The organism is Devosia aquimaris (assembly GCF_020169335.1).
Taxonomy (GTDB): Bacteria; Pseudomonadota; Alphaproteobacteria; order Rhizobiales; family Devosiaceae; genus Devosia; species Devosia aquimaris.
Window position 1 is genome coordinate 954,804 of the sequence record NZ_JAIEZN010000002.1, and the last position, 20,999, is coordinate 975,802.

The 20,999-nt window shown below is 63.8% G+C and carries 19 protein-coding genes; 13 read left to right on the forward strand and 6 right to left on the reverse strand.

The genetic code is table 11. The features are described from left to right. Positions 1–2 precede the first annotated feature (2 nt). The 9 genes from K1177_RS17420 (at position 3) to K1177_RS17460 (ending at position 9,750) form a co-directional block, all read left to right on the forward strand. Positions 3–887 carry a carbohydrate ABC transporter permease gene (locus K1177_RS17420; RefSeq protein ID WP_224705327.1) on the forward strand — a complete coding sequence of 295 codons (885 nt, stop codon included), beginning with the start codon at positions 3–5 and terminating at the stop codon, positions 885–887. A gap of 6 nt (positions 888–893) precedes the next feature. Next, positions 894–1,946, forward strand: a complete 1,053-nt coding sequence (locus K1177_RS17425) for an ABC transporter ATP-binding protein (protein ID WP_224705329.1) — start codon at positions 894–896, stop codon at positions 1,944–1,946. A gap of 3 nt (positions 1,947–1,949) precedes the next feature. Beyond that, on the forward strand, positions 1,950–3,470 hold the full coding sequence (locus tag K1177_RS17430; protein ID WP_224705331.1) for an amidase: 1,521 nt from the start codon (positions 1,950–1,952) through the stop codon (positions 3,468–3,470). A 91-nt stretch (positions 3,471–3,561) separates the two neighbouring features. Further along, positions 3,562–4,890, forward strand: a complete 1,329-nt coding sequence (gene hisD, locus K1177_RS17435) for a histidinol dehydrogenase (protein ID WP_224705333.1) — start codon at positions 3,562–3,564, stop codon at positions 4,888–4,890. Between the two features lies 1 nt (position 4,891). Next, the gene (locus tag K1177_RS17440; RefSeq protein ID WP_224705334.1) at positions 4,892–5,656 is read left to right on the forward strand and encodes an SDR family NAD(P)-dependent oxidoreductase; all 765 of its coding nucleotides are present in this window, start codon (positions 4,892–4,894) and stop codon (positions 5,654–5,656) included. Further along, a complete protein-coding gene (locus tag K1177_RS17445) occupies positions 5,641–6,711 on the forward strand; it encodes a LacI family DNA-binding transcriptional regulator (RefSeq protein ID WP_224705337.1) in 1,071 nt (356 codons plus the stop codon). The genes K1177_RS17440 and K1177_RS17445 overlap by 16 nt, the downstream gene beginning before the upstream one ends. A gap of 94 nt (positions 6,712–6,805) precedes the next feature. Next, complete coding sequence (locus tag K1177_RS17450; RefSeq protein WP_224705345.1) at positions 6,806–7,849, forward strand: cupin domain-containing protein; 1,044 nt, start codon at positions 6,806–6,808, stop codon at positions 7,847–7,849. 4 nt (positions 7,850–7,853) lie between these two features. Beyond that, positions 7,854–8,984, forward strand: coding sequence for a cobalamin-independent methionine synthase II family protein (locus tag K1177_RS17455; protein WP_224705348.1), 1,131 nt, complete (start codon positions 7,854–7,856; stop codon positions 8,982–8,984). A gap of 64 nt (positions 8,985–9,048) precedes the next feature. Then, a complete protein-coding gene (locus K1177_RS17460) occupies positions 9,049–9,750 on the forward strand; it encodes an RraA family protein (protein WP_224705350.1) in 702 nt (233 codons plus the stop codon). A 61-nt stretch (positions 9,751–9,811) separates the two neighbouring features. Here the strand turns inward: K1177_RS17460 and hisD (K1177_RS17465) are convergent, their stop codons facing one another. Further along, a complete protein-coding gene (gene hisD, locus K1177_RS17465) occupies positions 9,812–11,110 on the reverse strand; it encodes a histidinol dehydrogenase (protein ID WP_224705351.1) in 1,299 nt (432 codons plus the stop codon). Positions 11,111–11,285: 175 nt separating this feature from the next. Here hisD (K1177_RS17465) and K1177_RS17470 point away from each other — a divergent pair, with 175 nt between their 5' ends. The 4 genes from K1177_RS17470 to K1177_RS17485 all read left to right on the forward strand — a co-directional run bounded on the left by K1177_RS17470 (position 11,286) and on the right by K1177_RS17485 (position 16,064). Further along, entirely contained in the window at positions 11,286–12,728 is a 1,443-nt protein-coding gene (locus tag K1177_RS17470; RefSeq protein ID WP_224705353.1) for an NAD-dependent succinate-semialdehyde dehydrogenase, read from the forward strand. After that, positions 12,725–13,825 carry a Zn-dependent alcohol dehydrogenase gene (locus K1177_RS17475; protein WP_224705355.1) on the forward strand — a complete coding sequence of 367 codons (1,101 nt, stop codon included), beginning with the start codon at positions 12,725–12,727 and terminating at the stop codon, positions 13,823–13,825. The genes K1177_RS17470 and K1177_RS17475 overlap by 4 nt, the downstream gene beginning before the upstream one ends. Then, positions 13,825–15,747 carry an alpha/beta fold hydrolase gene (locus K1177_RS17480; RefSeq protein WP_224705357.1) on the forward strand — a complete coding sequence of 641 codons (1,923 nt, stop codon included), beginning with the start codon at positions 13,825–13,827 and terminating at the stop codon, positions 15,745–15,747. The genes K1177_RS17475 and K1177_RS17480 overlap by 1 nt, the downstream gene beginning before the upstream one ends. Before the next feature lie 173 nt (positions 15,748–15,920). After that, positions 15,921–16,064 (forward strand): lmo0937 family membrane protein, encoded by a 144-nt coding sequence (locus tag K1177_RS17485; protein WP_224705364.1) that lies wholly within the window; start codon positions 15,921–15,923, stop codon positions 16,062–16,064. Between the two features lie 35 nt (positions 16,065–16,099). Here the strand turns inward: K1177_RS17485 and K1177_RS18540 are convergent, their stop codons facing one another. The 5 genes from K1177_RS18540 to K1177_RS17510 form a co-directional block, all read right to left on the reverse strand. Beyond that, positions 16,100–17,050 (reverse strand): helix-turn-helix domain-containing protein, encoded by a 951-nt coding sequence (locus K1177_RS18540; protein WP_224705366.1) that lies wholly within the window; start codon positions 17,048–17,050, stop codon positions 16,100–16,102. A 98-nt stretch (positions 17,051–17,148) separates the two neighbouring features. Further along, on the reverse strand, positions 17,149–18,165 hold the full coding sequence (locus tag K1177_RS17495; RefSeq protein WP_224705368.1) for a tetratricopeptide repeat protein: 1,017 nt from the start codon (positions 18,163–18,165) through the stop codon (positions 17,149–17,151). A 16-nt stretch (positions 18,166–18,181) separates the two neighbouring features. Beyond that, entirely contained in the window at positions 18,182–18,673 is a 492-nt protein-coding gene (locus K1177_RS17500) for an AprI/Inh family metalloprotease inhibitor (RefSeq protein ID WP_224705370.1), read from the reverse strand. 244 nt (positions 18,674–18,917) lie between these two features. Continuing rightward, positions 18,918–19,628, reverse strand: coding sequence for a carbonic anhydrase (locus K1177_RS17505; protein WP_224705372.1), 711 nt, complete (start codon positions 19,626–19,628; stop codon positions 18,918–18,920). 139 nt (positions 19,629–19,767) lie between these two features. Beyond that, a complete protein-coding gene (locus K1177_RS17510; RefSeq protein ID WP_224705374.1) occupies positions 19,768–20,988 on the reverse strand; it encodes a serine hydrolase domain-containing protein in 1,221 nt (406 codons plus the stop codon). Positions 20,989–20,999: the final 11 nt, after the last annotated feature.

The following is a 20,999-nucleotide window of genomic DNA, read 5'->3' on the forward strand; positions in this document are numbered from 1 at the left end:
TCATGTCTGAAGCAATGTCCCACAAGCGCCCGATCCTGCTCAACACGCTGATCTATGTCTTCATCATCCTCTGGGTGATCCTGGCTGCCGTGCCCTTTCTGTGGACGGTCTGGGGATCGTTCAAGGTCGAGGCCGACTTCTTCTCGCGTGAGAGCTGGTGGAACGCAATTTTCGGCACGTCGACGGTCCGCCAGACCGGCGAGGCCTTCACCGGGTCGGGCTATTATGGCGCCTGGATCACGCGCGATTTCTGGCGCGCTGCGTTCAATACCGTCATTGTCACCATCTGCGTTACCGCCATTTCGCTGACCCTGGGAACCCTGGGCGGCTACGCGCTGGCGCGCTCGGGCCGCAACTATTCGTTCTGGATACTGATTGCCGCGCTGGTGTTCCGCGCCATGCCGCATATCACGCTCGTGTCGGGCTATCTGCTGCCGTTCTTCCAGCTCAATATCTGGGGCGTGCTGCCCACCTCGATCATCGTGCTGGTTGCCATCAACCAGCCCTTCACGCTCTGGATGCTGCATTCCTTCTTTCTCTCGATCCCCAAGGATCTCGATGAGAGCGCCATGGTCGATGGCTGCACGCGCTTCCAGGCCTTCCGCATGGTGATCATGCCGGTGATGTGGCCCGGGCTGGTGACGACGGGGCTGTTCAGCTTCTTGCTCGGCTACAATGACTTTGCCGTTACCGCGATGCTGCTCAGCGCCGACAACCAGACCATGGTTCCCAAGATTTCCAGCTTCCTGGGATCGATCCAGGAAAGCGGCAATGTGATGTTCGCCGTTGCCGCAGTGGTGTCGGCAACGCTGCCGCTGTTTATCCTCGTCCTCGTCTTCCAACGCCAGATCGTCAGCGGATTGACCGCCGGCGCAGTGAAAGGCTGATCGCAAATGGCTCAGATCCGTCTCAAGAATGTCTCCAAGCGCTGGAACAAGCTCGTCGGCGTAGACAATTTCAACCTCGACATTGCCGACCAGGAGTTCCTGGTGCTGCTGGGCCCCTCGGGCTGCGGCAAGACCACGACCATGCGGATGATTGCTGGCCTCGAAGAGATCACGGAGGGCGAGATCTGGATCGGGGACCGGCTCGTCAACAAGCTCGAGCCCAAGGATCGCGACATCTCCATGGTGTTCCAGAGCTATGGTCTGTATCCCAACATGACTGTCTACGAGAACATTCGCTTCCCGCTCAAGGTCCGCAAGATTCCCCAGGACCAGCACCATGACCGGGTGATGAAGGCGGCTGCGATGGTCGAGCTGGAACCCTTCCTGGAGCGCCGCCCGGCTGCCCTGTCGGGTGGTCAGCGTCAGCGCGTGGCGCTGGCCCGCGCCATCGTCCGCGAACCCAATGCCTTCCTGATGGATGAGCCCCTGTCCAACCTTGATGCCAAGCTGCGCGTGTCCACGCGCGCCCAGATCAAGAACCTGCATCATGCGCTCAAGACCACCACCATCTACGTCACCCATGACCAGATCGAGGCCATGACACTGGCCGACCGTGTCGTCGTCATGAACAAGGGCGTCGTACAGCAGGTCGGCACTCCGATGGAGATCTATGATCGCCCGGCAAACACCTTCGTGGCCAGTTTCATTGGTTCACCGGCGATGAACCTGGTCAGCGGCCAGATCGCCAATGGCATATTCACCAGCGAGGGCATTCGCATCGAAGGCTTGTCGCATGCCACCACCGGGCCGGTCACCCTTGGCTTCCGGGCTGAGGACGCGAGCCTCGCCGACAGCAAGGGGCAGATCGAAGCGCCAATCTACTCGGTCGAGCTGCTCGGGGAAGCCACGATGCTGTCCGTTCGGGTGGCCGGTGAACTGGTCTCCATCAAGGTCGGCAAGGAGTATCGGGCCGAAATCGGTGATCTGGCGCGGATTGCCATTCCGGCTGCCGCTTGCCATCTTTTCGATCAGTCAAACGGCGCGCGCATCGAGGCATGAACCATGGCACAGGGCGGCGCATTTGATGATCGCTTCAAGGCGGCGCTGCAGGCCAGTGGCCTGGACCTGAGCCAGGACGAGGCGGCGGGCGTCTCCAGATTGTCCCGCTGGCTGCACGAGGGCCTCTCCAGCCTGCCCGGGGCGCCGGACGCCGATCCATCTGCCGATCTGTGCGACCTCGACATTGCAGAGCTTGCCAGGCGTCTGCGGGCTGGAAGGCTGACCTCTCAGGCGCTGGTCCGCGCCACGCTGTCCCGGATCAAGCGCCGCGACCCGGCCTATCGGAGCTTCTACCTTGTGCTGGAAGACGCAGCGCTGGGCGATGCCGCGCGCGCTGACGAGGAGTTGGCCCAAGGCATCGACCGTGGCCCGCTCCACGGCATTCCCGTCGGCATCAAGGATCTGATCGATGTCGCGGGCTTGCCCACCAGCGCCAATGCGCCCGGCCGCGCCCAGGCCATTGCCGATCACGACGCGGAAGTGGTGCGCCGGCTGCGCACCGGCGGCGCGATTATCCTGGGCAAATTGGCCACCTATGAATGGGCGACCGTGGGCCCGGACAAGCGCGGACTGTTCCCGCCCGCCCGCAACCCCTGGAAGCTCGACCACATCACGGGCGGATCGTCGTCTGGCTGCGCGGCAGCAGTTGCTGGCGGTCTGCTGCGAACGAGCGTGGGGACCGATACCGGTGGGTCGGTGCGCGGTCCGTCGTTTTACTGTGGCACGGTAGGGCTCAAGCCAACCTATGGCCTGGTGCCCACGGTGGGGGTCCTGGACCTTGCGCCGAGCCTTGATTGCGTCGGGCCCGTCAGCGCCACGGTCGCTGAAGCTGCCATAACCCTTGATGTGCTGAGCGGGCGATCCGGCGGGCAGGGCGCATGCAGCCGTCTGGGCGAACCGATTTCGGGGCTGAGCATCGGCTATGCCCGCAACTGGTTTGCAGGTGACCCCCAGACGATGCCCGAAGTCACCGCCGCTATCGACGCCGCCGTATCGCTGCTGTCGGCCCAGGGGGCCCGCATCAGTGAAGTCGACATGCCGGACTACGAACAGATCGAAGTGGCAGTCGCGGCCATCCTGCATGCGGAGAGCTACGCTATCCATGCCGAGAGCCTACGCGCCCAACCCGAAGCCTATGGCCGGGGCGCTTTCCTCAGTCTGGCGGCCGGGATGACGCTGAGCGAGGCCGATGTCAGCAAGGCCCGGGCTGCCGGGGTGGCGTTTACGGCGTCTATCGATGAACTGCTCGACCAGCACGATGTGCTGGTCACCGTTGGCGCCCTGACCACGGCCCTGCCGGCAGCGCCTTTTGAAAAGGAAGTCGTCTGGACCCCGATGCGGACCATCGGATTCAACGTGTCCGGCCATCCCGTGCTGGCCATCCCTGTGGGGTTCCATGATGGCCTGCCGATCGGCATGCAGATTATCGGGCGTCATCACGCCGAGGCGCGGATTGTGCAGTTCGGTCACGCCTTCGAACAAGCCACCGATGTCAGCCTGCAAAAGGCGCCTGTCCCGCACTGATGCGGCGAAAGTTGTGTTTTCACGTGGTCGGGGTTTACGTTATTGCATACGTATGCATATTTGTCGAATGATCCAGTGAGGGGAGCCACAAATGCCAATCTGGCTGAAGCGCGGTAAGGATGTAGAAGAGCGGGCCGAGGCGGATCGCCAGGTGCGCGCGACGGTTGAGGCTATCCTTGCCGATATCAGCACGCGGGGCGACGCTGCGGTGCGCGACCTGTCCATCAAGTTTGACAACTGGGACCGCGCCGATTTCCGCCTCACCCAGGCCGAGATTGACGCCTGCATGGCGCAACTGACCGATCAGGATCTTGAGGACATCGCGTTTGCCCAGACGCAGGTGCGCAACTTTGCCCAGAAGCAGAAGGACACCATGCTCGACCTGTCGGTCGAGACGCTGCCCGGCGTCACCCTGGGACACAAGCATGTGCCGATCAACTCTGTTGGCTGCTACGTGCCGGGCGGCAAATATCCGCTGCTCGCGTCAGCCCATATGTCGGTGCTGACCGCAAAGGTGGCGGGCTGCCGGCGCGTCATCACCTGTGCCCCGCCCTTCAACGGCCGCCCAGCGCCGGCGATTGTAGCGGCGCAAGCCATGGCGGGCGCCGATGAGATCTATGTTCTGGGCGGTATCCAGGCGATCGGCGCCATGGCCATCGGCACCGAGACAATCCAGTCCGTCGACATGCTGGTGGGGCCGGGTAACGCCTTTGTGGCTGAAGCCAAGCGACAGCTCTATGGCCGTGTCGGCATCGATCTGTTCGCGGGCCCGACGGAAACGCTGGTGATCGCCGACGAGACAGTGGACGGCGAAATCTGCGCCACCGACCTTCTCGGCCAGGCCGAGCACGGCCCGACCAGCCCTGCCATTCTGCTGACCAATTCGGAGAAGCTGGCGCGCGATACACTGGCCGAAATCGAGCGCATCCTGGCCATCCTGCCCACCGCCGACATGGCGCGCCGGTCCTGGGCAGACTATGGCGAGGTGATTGTCTGCGAGAGCTACGCGGAAATGCTGGCCGAGGCCGACCGCATCGCCTCCGAGCATGTGCAGGTCATGACCGACCGGGACATGTGGTTCCGGGACAACATGACCAATTACGGCGCGCTGTTCCTGGGGCCGCGCACCAATGTCGCCTATGGCGACAAGGTCATCGGCACCAACCACACCCTACCCACCATGAAGGCGGCGCGTTACACCGGTGGCCTCTGGGTCGGCAAATTCATGAAGACCTGCACCTGGCAGACCGTGACCACGGACGAGGCCTCGGCCATGATCGGTGAATATGGCTCCCGGCTCTCCATGCTGGAAGGCTTCGTCGGCCACGCTGAACAGGCCAATATTCGTGTCCGCCGCTATGGTGGCCGCAACGTCCCCTATGGTACCGCTGCAACGCCGCCATCAAAGAGCACCAACTGAGATGATCCTGCCCAAGCCCCCCAGCTTTGACCTCGACGGCAAACGTGCGCTGGTCACGGGTGGAACGCGCGGCATCGGGCTGGGGGCTTCGGTCGCCCTGGCGCACGCGGGCGCGCATGTCACCGTGGCGGCTCGCACCGCCAGCGATGTCGAACAGGTGGTCAACGCGATGGCCGCCGATGGCTACAGGGTTGAGGGCGTCGCGCTCGATATCACCGATGTCGACGCCGTACGCGCCTTTGTCGCGGACAGCGCGCCCTTCCAGGTGCTGGTCAATTCAGCCGGCACCGGGCGGCACAGTGATCTGGCCGACATCACGCCGGAAAACTACAACGCCGTGATGCAGGTCAACCTGGGCGCCATCGTCTTTCTGACGCAGGCGGTGGTCGCCCGTCTCCAGGCCGCCGGACTGGCTGGCTCCATCATCAATGTGTCGTCCCAGATGGGCCATGTCGGCGGGCCCAAGCGCGCAATCTATTCAGCCAGCAAACATGCTGTTGAAGGGCTGACAAAATCCTTGGCCATTGAGCTCGGGGCCAGCAATATTCGCGTCAATACGATCTGCCCGACCTTTATCGAAACCGAGCTGACGGCCAAGAACCTGAGCGATCCCGATTTTCGCTCCTGGGTCCTGTCCAAGATCAAGCTGGGTCGGCTCGGGCGGGTGGAGGACATAATGGGGCCGATTGTCTTTTTGGCGTCGGACGCAGCGGCGCTGATCACAGGCACCGCGCTGTTGGTGGATGGTGGATGGACAGCGGAGTAAAGAAGCCCGGGGTGACATCCTCCGAAGTGGCGCGCCGTGCCGGCGTGTCGCAGTCGGCGGTATCCCGCACCTTTACGCCCGGCGCGTCCATCTCTCCCAAGACGCGCGAAAAGGTCATGGCGGCAGCCCAGGAGCTGGGGTATCGCCCCAATGCCATCGCCCGCTCGCTGATCACCAACCGCTCGCGCATCATAGCCGTGGTGATGGCCTATCTCGAAAACCTGTTCTACCCCGATGTGCTCGAAGAGCTGGGGCGGCTGCTGGTGAAGGAAAACTATCGCCTGCTGCTGTTCACCGGGCACATGGACCGCGACAGCGATCCGGTCTTTGACCAGGTCATGCAGTATCGTGTCGATGGCATCATTCTGGCGTCGACAACGCTGTCCTCGCATCTGTCCGAGGAATGCGCGACGGCGGGCATCCCCGTTGTGCTGTTCAACCGCACCACCGAGCGAGACGTGGTGTCGAGCGTGACCACGCGAAATCGGGAAGGCGGTCGCCGCATCGCCGAATTCCTGCTGGCCGGCGGCCACAAGCGTTTTGGCTATATCTCCGGCGTTGAAAGCTCCTCAACCAACCGCGATCGTTTTGCCGGCTATGTCGAAGGCCTGGCAGAGGCAGGCTATACCGACATTGCCGTGGGCATCGGCAATTATGATCGGGCCGAGGCAGAAGCGGCCGCGCGCATGCTGCTGTCGCGTCCCGATCGTCCCGATGCCCTGTTCGTCGCCAACGATCACATGGCGGTCGCGGTGATGGATGTGGCGCGCTACGAATTCGGTCTCTCGATCCCCCAGGACCTCTCCATCGTGGGCTATGACGATGTCGGTCCAGCGCGCTGGACCTCCTATGGCATCACCTCAATGAGCCAGCCGCTCAAGCGCATGGTTGAGGCGACCGTCAATATCCTGATGGGGCAGATCTCGAGCGGCGAGATTGAAGCCGAACACCGCATCCTGGGCGGTGAACTGATGGTCCGCACCTCTGCCCGCCTGCCCAAGACGGGTGTGGTGGAAGTGGACGGCCGCCGCATCTACAAGCCCGGCAAGCCCTGACAATCGTCACCGGTGACATCGGCCTGCCACATCTCCAAGCCATATTGCATACGAATGCAAAAATGCTATCCTCCCGCGTGAAAGGGGAAACACCATGACCCAGAAAACTTGGACCCAGGCTGAAATGGAAAAGCGCCTGGTGCGCTATGCCGACCTCAAGGGCCTGCGCAATGCCTTCATCGACGCCCGTACGCCCGGCTCCGATCGCAAGGAGAATTTCACCATCATCGGGCCGGGTGTTTCGGAAAACCCGGCCCAGGTGGTCCACATTCCCGAGGCCCACGGCTTCAACGTCGGTGCCGCGCGCCAGCCCTTCGGCTGCACCAATTCCCAGCATAGCCACCTGACTGCCGAGACCTTTGTCGTCCATACCGGCAAGTGGCGCTTCGTGTTCGGCCCGGACAAGAGCGACGGCTATATCGACGTCGAGCCCGGCGATGTGGCCACTGTGCCCACCCACATGTTCCGCGGCTTTGAGAAGCTCGACGAGGGCACGGGCTTTCTTTTTGTAGTGCTCGGTCACGACGATCCCGGCAAGGTGGTCTGGGCGCCCAGCGTGTTCAAGATGGCCGAGGACTACGGCCTCAAGCTGCTCAAGGGCGGCAAGCTGATCGACACCACCCTGGGTGAAAAAGTGCCCGAGGGCGCGGAATTGGAGCAGCCCCCCACCGCCGACAAGCTTCGGGAACTGGCGACGCCGCCACTGTCCGAGCTGGCCAAATACGCCATCAAGGGCGGCGACATCAAAGGCGATGCCAATTCTCCGCTTGCAGGTGAAGGCGTTGAGGAAGCCCCGGTGATCGGCGACGTGGACGGTCAGGACGGCATCAAGGCCGGCCCGATCAGCGGCCACTGGCAGCATGACTTCACTCTGCGCCGCCTCAAGCTGGAAACCGGCGCCGTCATCCCCAGCCACGCGCGGGCCGAGCAGGAGGTCATCTTCGTGCAGTCCGGGACGCTGGAGTTCATCTGGGACGGGGGCTCGCTGGTCATGGGCGCCGGCGACACGCTGACGGTACCGGTCGGGCTGATGCACGGCTACCGCAACCCTGCATCCGCAGATGCGATTGCCTTTGTCATCCGCGGTGCTGCCTCGCCGGCGGCTCCGGTTTTCGCCACCGCCCAGGCAGCGGAGTAACCCCATGGCCCACAAGATCCTCACAACCCACGTCGGCTCGCTGCCGCGCAGCAAGACGGTGGCCGATCTTGTGTTTGCCAAGGAGGCCGGTGTTCCCATTGAGGAGGCCGGCTTCAACCAGATCATTTCGGCGGCGGTGAAGGACATCGTCGCGCGCCAGAAGGCGGCGGGTATCGACCTGCCGTCTGATGGCGAAATGAGCAAGATCTCCTATGCCACCTACATCAAGGACCGGCTGACCGGCTTTGACGGGGACTCCGCGCGGCGTCCGCCGGCCGACCTGGAGCTCTTTCCCAATTTCCTCAAGCGCCAGGCATCCAGTGGCGGCACGCCAACCTATCGCCGCCCCAAATGCGTCGGCGAAATTACGGTGAAGAGCCTCGAACCACTCAATGACGACCTGGGGGCATTCCAGGCCGCGCTTGACGTCAATGGCTATGCCAAAGGCTTCATGAATTCTGCGACCCCCGGCGTTATCGCGCTGTTCCAGCCCAACGAGTACTACCCATCACAGGATGCCTATCTCGAAGCCGTCGCCGAGGGCATGCGTGTTGAATATGAAGGCATTGTCGCCGCCGGCTTCATTCTTCAGCTCGATGCGCCCGATCTCGGCCTGGGGCGGCACATGATGTACAAGGAGCTCGACGATGCCGGCTTCGTCAAGGCGGCGGAGCGGCATATCGAGGTGATGAACCACGCCTTGCGCAATGTGCCGGGCGACAAGGTGCGCATGCATGTCTGCTGGGGCAACTACGAGGGTCCGCATGTCTGCGACATCGCACTCAGGAAAATATTGCCCAGCCTGCTCAAGGCCAAGCCCCGCGCCCTGCTGTTTGAAGGCGCCAATCCGCGGCACGCGCATGAATGGATCGACTGGAAGTCTGTCGATCTGCCCGATGACTATGTGCTGATTCCCGGCGTGATCGACTCCACATCCAACTTCGTTGAACATCCCGAGCTGATCGCCCAGCGACTGCGCAACTTCATCGACATCGTCGGCGCTGAACGTGTGATAGCCGGCACCGATTGCGGTTTTTCGACCTTTGCCGGATTTGGTGCCGTGGACCCGGACATTGTCTGGGCCAAGTTCGAGGCCCTGAGCCAGGGTGCAGAACTCGCCAGCAAGGCGGCTTGAAGAACAGGGGGACTGTCGAGGGAGCAATCCCCTCACGCCCCAAGCGCGAATGCGAGGAGAAAGCATGCCCAAGATCAGTCCTGAAGCATTAGCGGCGCTGCGCAAGGCCGATACCCCCACAGTCTGCAACGCCCTCGAACATGTCATGGGTGGACGGACGGCAGAGGGTTTCACCAAGCACCCCGTCGTCTGCGCCGATCCGTCTTTGCCCCCCGTCGTGGGCTTTGCCCGCACCGCCCGGATAAGGGCATCTTCGCCAGCGCAGAAGCCCGCTGCCGAGGTGCGGGCGCTCAGGATGCAGTATTACGAATATGTCTCGGCAGGCGAGGGTCCCAACGTCGCCGTCATCGAGGACACCGACTGGCCGCATGTGATCGGCGGCTTCTGGGGCGAAATGCAGGTGGCCCAGCACAAGGGACTGGGCGTCGCCGGCACCCTGACCAACGGTGTGCTACGGGATTTGGGCATGCTCGACGAGGGCTATCAGGTGATCGCCGGTGCCGTTGGCCCGAGCCACGCCTTCGTGCATGTGACTGAGCTCGATTGCCCCGTCACGGTCTTTGGCATGAGCGTGCGCCCGGGTGATCTGGTCCATGCCGATCGCCATGGGGCGGTGGTCATTCCGGCCGAGCATATCGAGCGCATGCCTTGGGCCATCGACGTGGTCATGCGCAAGGAAGTGCCTGTGCTCAGCGCTGCCCGGGCGCCCGGGTTCACGGTCGAAAAGCTGCGCGCGGCCTGGGCCGAGGCGGACAAGATCAGCTGAAGCCTTTCTTGCAGCAGCCATGAAAAAGGGGCCGGTGTTTCCACCGGCCCCCCTTTTTTTGTCAGTTCGCCTTGGCCTGCATGCGATCGAGGCGCAACTGCGCGGCGCGACGATGCCCTTCCAGGCCCTCGCTGGCCGATTGACGCGCGGCCGGCGGCGCGACCTGGGCAACGCCACGCTCGTCGAGCCACTGGTGGGTGGCAATCTTGACATAGGCGCCAACCCACAGGCCGCCGGTATAGGCACCTGCGCCCATGGTGGGCAGGGTATGATTGGTGCCGCTGCACTTGTCGGAATAGACCACGCTGGCCAGCTCGCCGATGAACAGGCTGCCATAGTTCCGCAGCTTCTTGGCAAAAGCCTTGGCGTCAACCGTGTGAACCTGCAGGTGCTCCGCAGCGATCAGATCGGAATAGGCGATCATGGCTGCTTCATCGTCGCACACGGTGATCTCGCCATAGTTGATCCACGCCTCGCGCGCGGTATTGGCCGTCGAGAGCGTTTCGAGCTGGGCCTCCACCTCCCGCAGCGTCGCTTCGGCCAGGGCCCGGTCGGTGGTGATGAGGCCGACGCGTGTGCGGATGTCGTGCTCGGCCTGGGCCAGCATATCGGTGGCAATCATTTCGGCGTCGCCAGACGCGTCGGCGACAATGAAGATTTCCGAGGGGCCAGCCAGCTGGTCGATTCCGACCGGACCAAAAACCTGCCGCTTGGCCTCGTTGACGAAGGCATTGCCCGGGCCGACGATCTTGTTGACCGCAGGCACGCTCTCGGTGCCATAGGCCATGGCCGCGATGGCCTGGGCCCCGCCGATGCGGAAGATGCGATCGGCGCCCGAGAGGTGGCAGCCGGCGATCATGGCCTTGTGCGCATTGGGCGGCAGGCAGGCGATGACCTGGTCGACACCGGCCACCTTGGCGGGAACGATGGTCATGATGGGGGCGCTGAGCAGCGGGTAGCGACCGCCCGGAACATAGCAGCCGACCCGCTCGATCGGAATGACGCGGTGGCCCATGTGCACGCCGGGGAGTGTTTCCACTTCCAGGGGGAGGATGGTGGCAAGCTGCGCCTCGGCGAACTTGCGCACATTGCCGATGGCAAATTCGGTGTCCTTGCGGGTCTGCGGATTGAGCTCGGCCAGCGCTGCCTCGCGCTCCTCTGCCGTAACCTCGAACACCTCGAGCTCGGCCTTGTCGAACTTTGCCGAATAGTCCCGGACGGCCTTGTCGCCATGGGCGCGCACATTGGCGATGATCTCGGCAACCAGCGTTTCCACCGGCGCATTATCGCTCACCGACGAGCGTTCCGGCGCCTTGACATAGGTGACGCCGGGAAAGGGCGAAGTGACGGGCTCAGTCATTGCGAACTCCAAAGGCCATGTCCTGGCCGGCGGAACGAGCGACTGTATCGATCAACGGTCGTCTCCCGGCGGCTCTCAAAATCGATCTTGCATACGTATTCAAAATTTGCCAGAGTTTTTTGCGGAGCATGGCCATGATGACGCGGCATCGGTCATCGGGCGTTGGGAGTTGACGATGAAGTACCCGCATACCGATCTGTTCATTGCCGGCCAGTGGCGGCAATCCGGATCGGGCGATGTCGCAGACGTGCGCAACCCCGCGACCGGCGAGGTGATCGGGACGGTTGCCAAGGCAACGCCGGAAGACCTCGACGCGGCCGCCGCTGCCGCCGCCACCGGGTTCTCGGCCTGGCGCCGGGTATCGGGCTTTGAGCGCGCCACCATTCTGCGTCGGGCCGCCCAGCTGCTGCGTGATCGGGTCGACACGATGGCGCCGCTGATCACCCTGGAGCAGGGCAAGCCGCTGCGTGAAGCGCGGGCGGAAGTCCTGTTTGCGGCCGAGGTGACAGACTGGTTTGCCGATGAGGCGCGCCGCACCTATGGCCGCCTGATTCCTGCGCGTGGTTATGATGTCTCTGCTCAGGCCGTGATGGAGCCCCTGGGGGTGATCCTGGGCCTGACGCCCTGGAACTATCCCGTTGGCCAGGCCGTGCGCAAGATTGCCGTGGCTTTGGCCGCCGGATGCGCGATCATCGTCAAGGTAGCCGAAGAGACACCTGCTGCCGCCGCCGAAATGGTCCGTGCGTTCTGCGACGCCGGCCTGCCCGTGGGGGCATTGCAGCTTGTGTTCGGCGATCCGGCCATGGTCTCGGATCACCTTATTCGCCACCCCGACGTGCGTGGCGTCAGCTTCACCGGCTCAACGGCCGTCGGACGGGGCCTGACCGGTCTTGCGGGCAGCCATCTCAAACGCTGCGTCATGGAACTGGGTGGCCATGCGCCTGCGATCGTCTGCGCCGATGCCGACGTCGATGCGGCGCTGGACGGTCTTTTTGCCGACAAGTTCCACAATGCCGGCCAGGCCTGCATTTCCCCGACCCGCCTGATGGTCGAGGACAAGATCCATGATCGTTTCGTCGACGATTTTGCCGCCCGCGCACAGGCGATCGTCGTGGGCGACGGCTTTGATCCCGCGACCGCCATGGGCCCGCTGGCCAATGGCCGGCGCGTCGCCGCACTGACTGGATTGGTGGATGATGCCGTTTCGCGCGGGGCACGCTTGGTGGCGGGCGGCACTGGCGGCAGCAACCAGGGCTATTTCTTCAGGCCCACCGTTCTTGCCGACGTTCCGCTGGATGCCCGCATCATGCAAGAAGAGCCCTTTGGCCCGGTGGCGATCATCAATCGCTTCACCGCCATGGATGAGGCGCTGAGCGAAGCCAATCGCTTGCCCTATGCGCTCGCCGCCTATGGCTATTCGCGCGATGCCGGTCAGATCGAGGCCATGCGCCGCGGCATCCGCTCGGGCATGCTGTCGATCAATCACAACGGCCTGGGCTATCCGGAGGTGCCCTTCGGCGGCATTCTCGATTCCGGCTTTGGCGATGAGGGCGGCATCGAGGCCCTTCGGGAGATGATGTATACCCGCTTTGTGTCTGTGCGGAGTGTGCCGGCATGAAGGCGGCTGTACTGAGGGCCTTCGATCAGGATCTGCTGATTGAGGATGTTGCCATTGCCGACCCCCGCGAGCGGGAGGTGCTGGTGCGGATCATGGCCACTGGCGTGTGCAGCAGTGACCTGTCGACCATTCGCGGCAAGACGGCATCGGCGCTGCCGCTGATCCCCGGCCATGAGGCGGCCGGCGTGGTCGAGCGCGTCGGGCCGGGCGTGTCCAAGGTCAGACCCGGTGACCGTGTCGTGTTGAGCTGGGCACCCAATTGCGGCCATTGCTTTTATTGCCACGAAAGCCATCCCACGCTGTGCGATGTCTATGGCGGGGCCGCCGTCAGTGGTGGGTTGTGGGACCAGACCAGCCGGCTGGGGCCGGCAAGCACGCCGATCAACCATTATTCCTGCGTATCATCCTTTGCCGAACTGGCCGTGGTGCCCGAGGCGGGGTGCATCATCATCCCCCCCGATGTGCCCTTCGCTGTTGCGGCGCTGGTCGGTTGCGCCGTCACGACCGGCTTTGGCGCGGTGGTCAATGATGCCGGTGTCCGGCCCGGCGACTCTGTGGCCGTGGTGGGCGTGGGTGGCGTGGGCATCAACGCTATCCAGGCGGCGGCCCTCAGTGGCGCCGAGACCATCCTGGCCGTGGACAGCAATCCCGACAAGGCAGACCTTGCCCGCCAGAATGGCGCGACGCACTTCCTCCATGCCCTTGATGATGGCTTGATCGACACCGTGCGCGGCCTGACCGGGGGGCGCGGCGTCGATCACGCCATCGAATGCACAGGGCGCCCCATGGCCATGCGCAATGCCTATGCCATCACGCGTCCGGCCGGTTCGGTCGTCATCGTGGGGATCGCTCCTGTCGGTGCGGAACTGTCCATTCCGGCAATTGGTTTCCCCGGCTCCAAGAAGCGCCTGATCGGTTCGATCTACGGCGGCGGCGTGCCGGAGCGCGACATCACCAGGATCCTGTCGCTCTATCAGAGCGGGCGCATGCACCTGGATGCCCAGATCGGCGCCCGCATCGGCCTCGGCCAGGTCAATGATGCGCTGCGCTGGCTCGAGCAGGGCGTTCTGGCCCGAACCATGATCGAGTTTGCCTGATGAACCTGCATGCACCCCAAAGGGCCCAGCCGAGCCAGGGCACGGCGCTGCCCCTGCTTCTGCTGCCCGGGACGGTGTGCGACGAACGCCTGTTTGCGCCGATGCTGGCGCAACTGGGACACCCACATTCTCAGGTCGCCAACATGGCGGGTGCTGCCACGGCGCATGATCTTGCCAAGCAGATCCTGGCGGCAGCGCCGGAGCGCTTCGCACTGGCCGGCTTCTCGCTCGGCGGCATCGTCGCGCTCGAAATGGTGGCCCTGGCGCCCGAGCGGATCGAACGGCTCGCCCTGCTTGATACAACGCCGCGGCCGGATCCGCAGGCCAATGCCGACCTCCGTCGCGCTGAAGTCACTAGGTCACGGGCGCAGGGCATGGACGGCTACATCCATGACGCCTGGGACAGGCTGGTTGCTCCAGTCAACGCCGGCAACCAGAGTCTCCGCGACACCATTGTGGCGATGGCGCGCGATGCCGGTCCCGACTGTCTGGCGGCGCAAGCCGAGGTGGCCATCCAGCGCGCCGATAGCCGGCCAAGGCTCGGCAGCATAGCTGTTCCGACGCTGATCCTGGCGGGCGCTGACGAGCAGATCTGCCCGCTCGATGCCCATCAGGAGCTGGCATCAGGCATTGCTGGTGCCCGTTACTTTACCATTCCAGATGCCGGGCACTTCAGCCCGCTTGAAAATCCGGCCGCCGTAGCGCGTCATATGCGCGACTGGCTGAGCTGGCCCATCCCCACCTCGAACGAGCTGTCACAGACCCAAGGAGCCAAGATGAGCGACGCAACGAGCAATCCCAAGAGCAAGGGCGCCTCACCTGTCGCCGCGGAAAACGTCTTGCAGGTCGAGCGCCATGACTATCCCGATCTGGCCCCGACAAATCGTCCCCGCAGTCAGTCCCTGGACGGCTTCGATGACATCTACACCGATATCGTCGACTACATCATTCGCTGTACCCACAAGATCTGGGACGAACGCGACATCGGGCTGATCTACACCCATTACACGCACAATTGCGTGCTCTATGGCACCACCGGCACCATCTACAATCGCGAAGACGTGGTCCGCGACACCATCCAGCGCCTGGTCTCTTTCCCCGAGCGCCGCGGCATGGGCACGCAGGTGATCTGGAACGGCAACGACAAGGATGGCTTTTACACCAGCCATCTGGTCACCGGCTCCGGCCGCCACACCCAATACGGGCACCTGGGCGCGCCAACCGGCAAGCCCTTCGTCAGCCGCACCATTGCTGACTGCATGATCTTCCAGAACAAGATCTATCGCGAATGGGTGGTTGCCGACACCATGGCCATCATCCAGCAACTGGGCCTCGACCCCAATCACTTTGCCGCAAAGACGGCCAGGGCCAAGTTTGACGCCGGCCTGATCTCGCTCGACATCGGCGAAAACCGCCGCTTTGTCGGCCAGACGCCGCCGGCGGAAAAGGCCGATACCTCCCTGGCGCACAACGACGTCGAAGCGCAGACGATCGAAATGCTGCACGAGATTTTCACCAAGCGCATGTTCGGTCGCATCTCCCAGGACTACGCACCCAACGCGCAATACCATGGCCCGCTGATGAAGGAACTCTATGGCCAGGCCGCCATCATCCACCAGCACCTGGGTTTGATCGGATCGCTGCCCGATGCATCCTATGAAATCCAGCACGTCGCCTCCAACCCCTGTGAGGAGGGCGGCACCAAGGTCGCTGTCCGATGGATCATGGAAGGGCACCATCTGGGCTATGGTATCCTGGGAACCCTGGGTGATCCGACTGGCAAGCGCGTTCAGGTAATGGGCATGAGCCATTATCACTGGAAGAACGGCAAGGTGGTCGACGAGTGGAACGTCTATGACGAACTCAGCCTGCTGACGCAGGTCAAGCTGGGCCTGCTGGCCGACGGCAAGCTCGACGTCTGATCGACTGCTCTGCGGGGGCGACCGTCGCCCCCGCAACATGCCTCCCGTGGGGAGGACATGTGTCTTGTGACGCCTTTGTACTGGCGCGGCCCCGTTGTCGGTCGCATTTGCCGGCGCATGCGGCTATGGTCTTGGGCGCGATAGATCGGACAGGACACAGGACGGAGACTGCGATGCTTTGGACCATAGCAATCATTCTGCTCATCCTCTGGGCAGTTGGGCTGGCCTTCAAGGTCGCCGGTGCGCTGATCCATCTGCTGCTGGTGATTGCCCTGATCGCGGTTCTGATCCGGCTGTTTGGTGGCCGAAAGTCCTGATCGGGCTGTTGCTGCGCTCTTCCCGGCAGGTGGCGTCAAAGCCCGCTGAGCCAGGCCGCAAAGGGGCGGTCGGCCAGTGCCGGGGCCAGCTGCGCTCCACTACTGGCTGATGTCGCGCGTGCGCCCATGCGGACATCGCTCGGCCGATGCCCGAAACGCTGGCGAAACGCCCGCGCGAAATGGGATTCGCTGCCAAAGCCGAGTGCGTGCGCAATCGTGCTGACCTGTCGGGTCTCGCGCGGATCGCTGAGCAGGCGATAGGCCCGCTCAAGCCGACGCTCCAGCACCACGCTGGCCACGCCCCCCAGCGGCTCGAACAACCGATAGAGCGCCGAGCGGGACAGGCCAAGGTCCCGCGCAATCTGCCCGGGTCGCAGTCCGGGGTCGCCCAGCCTGGCATTGATATAGGCCTGCGCCCGCTGGGTTGCGGCCAGGGTGACAGCGGCGCGGCCGCGCTCCTGGCCCTGATGTGTGCCCGAGAGCGTGCCAGCCATCAGGTCGATCAGCGCCCTGGCCGCACCATCGGCCTGCGCCGTCTGGAGATAGGGCGCCTGCTGGTTGAGCAGCTGCACATACCCCTTGAGCAGGTCGACGCCGGGCCCGCCGAGCGCCGCGCCGTGGAGGTATTCAGCACGCCCTACCGCGTCCGTCACCGTTCGGCGCGGCAGGATGATGCAGATATTGTGCGTGGCCAGTGGGGCATAATCGAGCGCCTGCCCGAAATCGATCAGGTTCAGCCGCGATTGCTGGCCAACAAGGTCGAGCCGCAACATGAAGTGATCCAGCATGTCGCTGCGCAACTTGGCTGGGCTTCGGGCGAAGTGAAACGGACTGGTCCGCATTTCGCTGACGATCATGCCGCCCAGATGCGAGTTGCGCAGGCTGATCGAGAACGCCTGGTCATCGGCAAACCGGGTCTCGAACATCACGCCAACGCGGTGGCTCCAGGTGGAGACGTCGCTGGACTTCAATTCGCTACTGGGCACCAGGCTGCTCATTAGCGATACGATATGGCGCGCCGCGCCACCCCCCTATGCTCCGGACGATTGCCCTATAGCATGGGGGACGCGCAAGACCAGTCAAGTCATCGTGGCCGATTGTTCGTCAGTTGCGCCAAGGCCTTGCGGGAGAGCGCATCCTTCCGGGCTGCGCCCTGTTCGTAATGGCGTTGAGCCGCTGCGATGTCCTTGGCCATGCCCAGCCCGTGCTCGGCCATGTAACCCAGCACATAAGAGCCGCTGCCATGGCCGGCGTCGGCGGCCTTTTGAGCCATTTGCCGGGCCAGCGGATAGTCCGCGGCCACGCCATCGACCACACCCATATAGAGATAGGCCGCCGATGCCGTGCCGCCATGGTCGCCGCGCGCTTCGGCATTCAGATAGTAGCCCAGCGCCTTGGGGGCATCGGTCGGCACCAGCTCGGACCCGGCGTAAAGGTCGCCGAGCTGGATCATGGCAAAGGCATCGCCCTGGTTGGCAGCGCGCTCCAGCAGGGCAATGGCCGCGGTCGTGTTCTGCGGCACGCCCTCGCCCTTGAGCGTCATCACGCCCAGGTCGCCCAGAGCCCAGCTGTAGTCCTTGTCTGCAGCGCGCGCGAACAGCGCTGCCGCCTTGCTCAGATCCACCGCCACGCCATCGCCATAGCGATAGCTCACGCCCAGACTATAGATGCCCGGGGCATAGTCCTGCGCCGCAGATGCCTCCAGCAGGCCGATCGAGCGCTTGAGATCGAGGGCAATGCCATGCCCGCTGACCAGGGCGTCGCCAAGCAACTGCTGCGCCATGGCGTTGCCCGCCGCAGCAGCGATTTCCACATGCGGGTACATCTCGCCATAGCGCTTTCCGATGTAATAGGCGCGCGCGAGCCGGGCATGCGCCGTGATGTCTTTTGCATCGCTGGCCACGGCAGCACTGCAGGCGGCAATGGCGGCCTCGACGTCCATGTCGAACTGATCGACGCCGCTGCTCGAGGAGCCGGTTTCGTGCGGACTGGCCGCCAGAGCCGCGCAGGTCTCGGCCGGCCCGGCCAATATGGGCACACAGGGTCCCAGCGTTGAGGTCAGCACAATGATTCCGGCGCGGGCCAGACAATGCAGTTTCATGGTTGGGTGTCTCCTCTCAGGCGCGCCGCATGGTCACGGCTTCGGGCGAAAACACGCCGTCATCAAAAGTGCCGCTGAAGCTCCCCGCACCGTCAGAGCTTAGCCGGCCGCGCACCCGTCCCTGGGCGTCCAGCAGCAGCAATTGACCGCCCAGCGCTGACCACTGCGTCACCGTGTCAAAGCCGGAGGTGCAATAGCCGCTGCGCTGCACCTGGTAGTGGCTGCCGACGGCCGCCGTACCCAACTCAAGCGTACAGCTCTTGCCAAAATTGCTGCGGATCTCCCAACGGCCGGCATAGGCCAACGCCGAATAGGGCGGTGTGCCGCCACTGCCGAAGGAGAATGAAAAGGCGCCATCGCTGCTGGTGGTCACCGTGCGTACGGTGCCATCCGCAAGCGTTTCGCTTCTGGTTTCGCTGCGCCCGCTGGACAACGGCGTCAGGCCGCCATGGCTGGGCAGCGTGGAATAGGACCCGCCCTGGCATGCTGCCAGGGCCAGGGCCAGCAAGACTGTCCCCGCGCAAGTCAGCGCTGGTGTCCGTACCGCAAGACGCGCAATCCCACTCAACCCCGTATGCTCCCCGTCAGATGCCTCCAGTTCTGGCGCAGCATAGGGATTGGGCGGCAAGGCCGTTATCGCGATCGTCTCAATATCGGCGCCGGTTCTTGCACCACAGTCTCAGATCTGCGGTGCCGAAGGGCGCCTGTTGCCATGGGCATCACAGCTGCCCATGGCCGGTTCCTGTGCAACGCTAGAGGAAGGTCACCTTGCCGCTGGCGATTTCGTAGAGGCCGGCGACGGCGTTCAGCTTGCCGTCCGCCGCAGCGGCCGACAGGATCGGTCCTTCAGCCAGCGCGCGTGCCGCATTGAGCTTGGCGTTCTGCGCGGTGGCCGCCGCCAACAGATCCTCGGGCGCTTCGCCCATCACGTCATAGACCGCCGGCCGAATGGCATTGACCAGGCTGGGCAGGTGGCCGGGCGGCAGGGCATTGTCGGCAATGGACTTGATGGTCGCGTCCACTGCGCCGCAGGCCGTGTGCCCCAGCACCACGATGGTCTTGATGCCCAGCACAGCCACGCCGTATTCCAGCGTTGCCAGCCCGTCTTCAGTGATGAAATTGCCCGCGACGCGGACCACGAACAATGCGCCCGGCCCCTGGTCAAAGATCAGCTCGGGCGCAACGCGGGAATCCGAGCAGCTGACGATCGCGGCAAAGGGTTGCTGCCCCTCGGCCCGGTTCGCCCGGGTCAGCGAATGGTCGGTGTTGATGGCGGCATTGGCCACATAGCGGGCGTTGCCCTCCACCAGTCGCTGCAACGCGTCCTCAGGCGACACCGGTGCGGGCTCTGTCGCCTCCTGCGCATGGGCAAGTGTTGCCAGCGGCGCGGCCAGCGACAGCGCCAGCCCGCCGGCAAGCAGTCCGCGACGGCTCACAGTCTTCTCATTGCAGTCTTCGCACATAATAGCCCCCTGGTGTGATCAATGCGTTGTTGAAAAATTCTGGAACTGACGAAAATACTGAACCGATATTGCGCGCCGATTTTCCAGACCGTTTGGATTTCATCTGCATTTGCGATGCATATGATTTTTCTTGTCGGATTTAGTCAGCCTCGACATAGTCCAGATACAAGGTCTCCAGCACATTCCCCGCGGCTGTATTGGCGTCGGCGCCCGGGAAATTCGTTGTCACCACAACGGCCAGATCGCTCTCGGTATCGACCACAATCCGGGCCAGGTTCATCGAGTTGGACCCATTGTGGGTCAGGAGGGGCCGTTCGGCCCAGTCAAAGGCAACGTTGCCCCAGCCCAGCCCATAGCCCCCCGTGCTCGGCGTACCCGGCGGCGGGTTCTCACGCACCGGCGTTTGCACATGCACGGCCTGAATGGTCGACAGCGTCTCTGGTTGCACCAGCTGGGGGCCGCGCTGGCCTTTGCCGGCGTTCCAGCCTGCCCATTTCGCATAGTCCAGAATGGACATATGGGCATTGCCAGCCGGGCCCATGACGGGTGGAATATCGGCAGCCGGGCCCCATGGCATGGCGGTGGCCGAGCCATCAGGCGCAATGCGGTGCCCCACCGGAGCATCGACCAAGCCATAGCTGGACTGCGGTCCAAGGCCGGCTGTCTGCATGCCCAGCGGCCCGAATATCCGCTCGCGCATCAGCGTTTCCCAGGGCGTGCCGCTGGCCTTTTCGATCATCATGCCGGCGATCAGGTATCCGAAGTTCGAGTATTGAAACGGCGACCCTGTCGGGACTACCAGATCATTATCGGCCCAGCGCGTGAGGGCGCGAATGCGCTGCTGCGGGACCGTGTCGTCGAACACCTCGCTATTGAAATAGATGTCGAGCATCTCTTCGGTGTCACTGGGAATGCCGCTCGAATGCGACAGCAATTGCTCGAGCGTTGCGTTCGCCAGCGTCGGGCTCATCGCCGGCACCACATCGCCCAGCACCGCGCCAACACGGCTGTCCCATGCCAAAAGGCCCTCGTCCACCAGCATGCCGGCCAGCGTGGCGGTCATTGATTTGGTGTTGGAGCCGATGTGGAAGCGGTCATCGATCGTGACGGGCATATCTTCGCCAAGGACGCGGGTTCCGGTGGCCGCCGCCGCCACCACGACGCCGTTCTTGACCACAGCCGCTGCCAGGGCCGGCAGTCCATATTGGCTGCGAACGCTTTCGAGATAGCCTTCGAGATCGCTCTCCTGGGCAGACGCGGTGCCGGCCATCAATGCCATGCCCAGTGCCATGGCAAAGTTGCGCAGGCCGGTGATACGGCGTCCGGGGCGAAGGATGGAAAGGGCGCCTGGGTGGGGCATGACGATAAGCT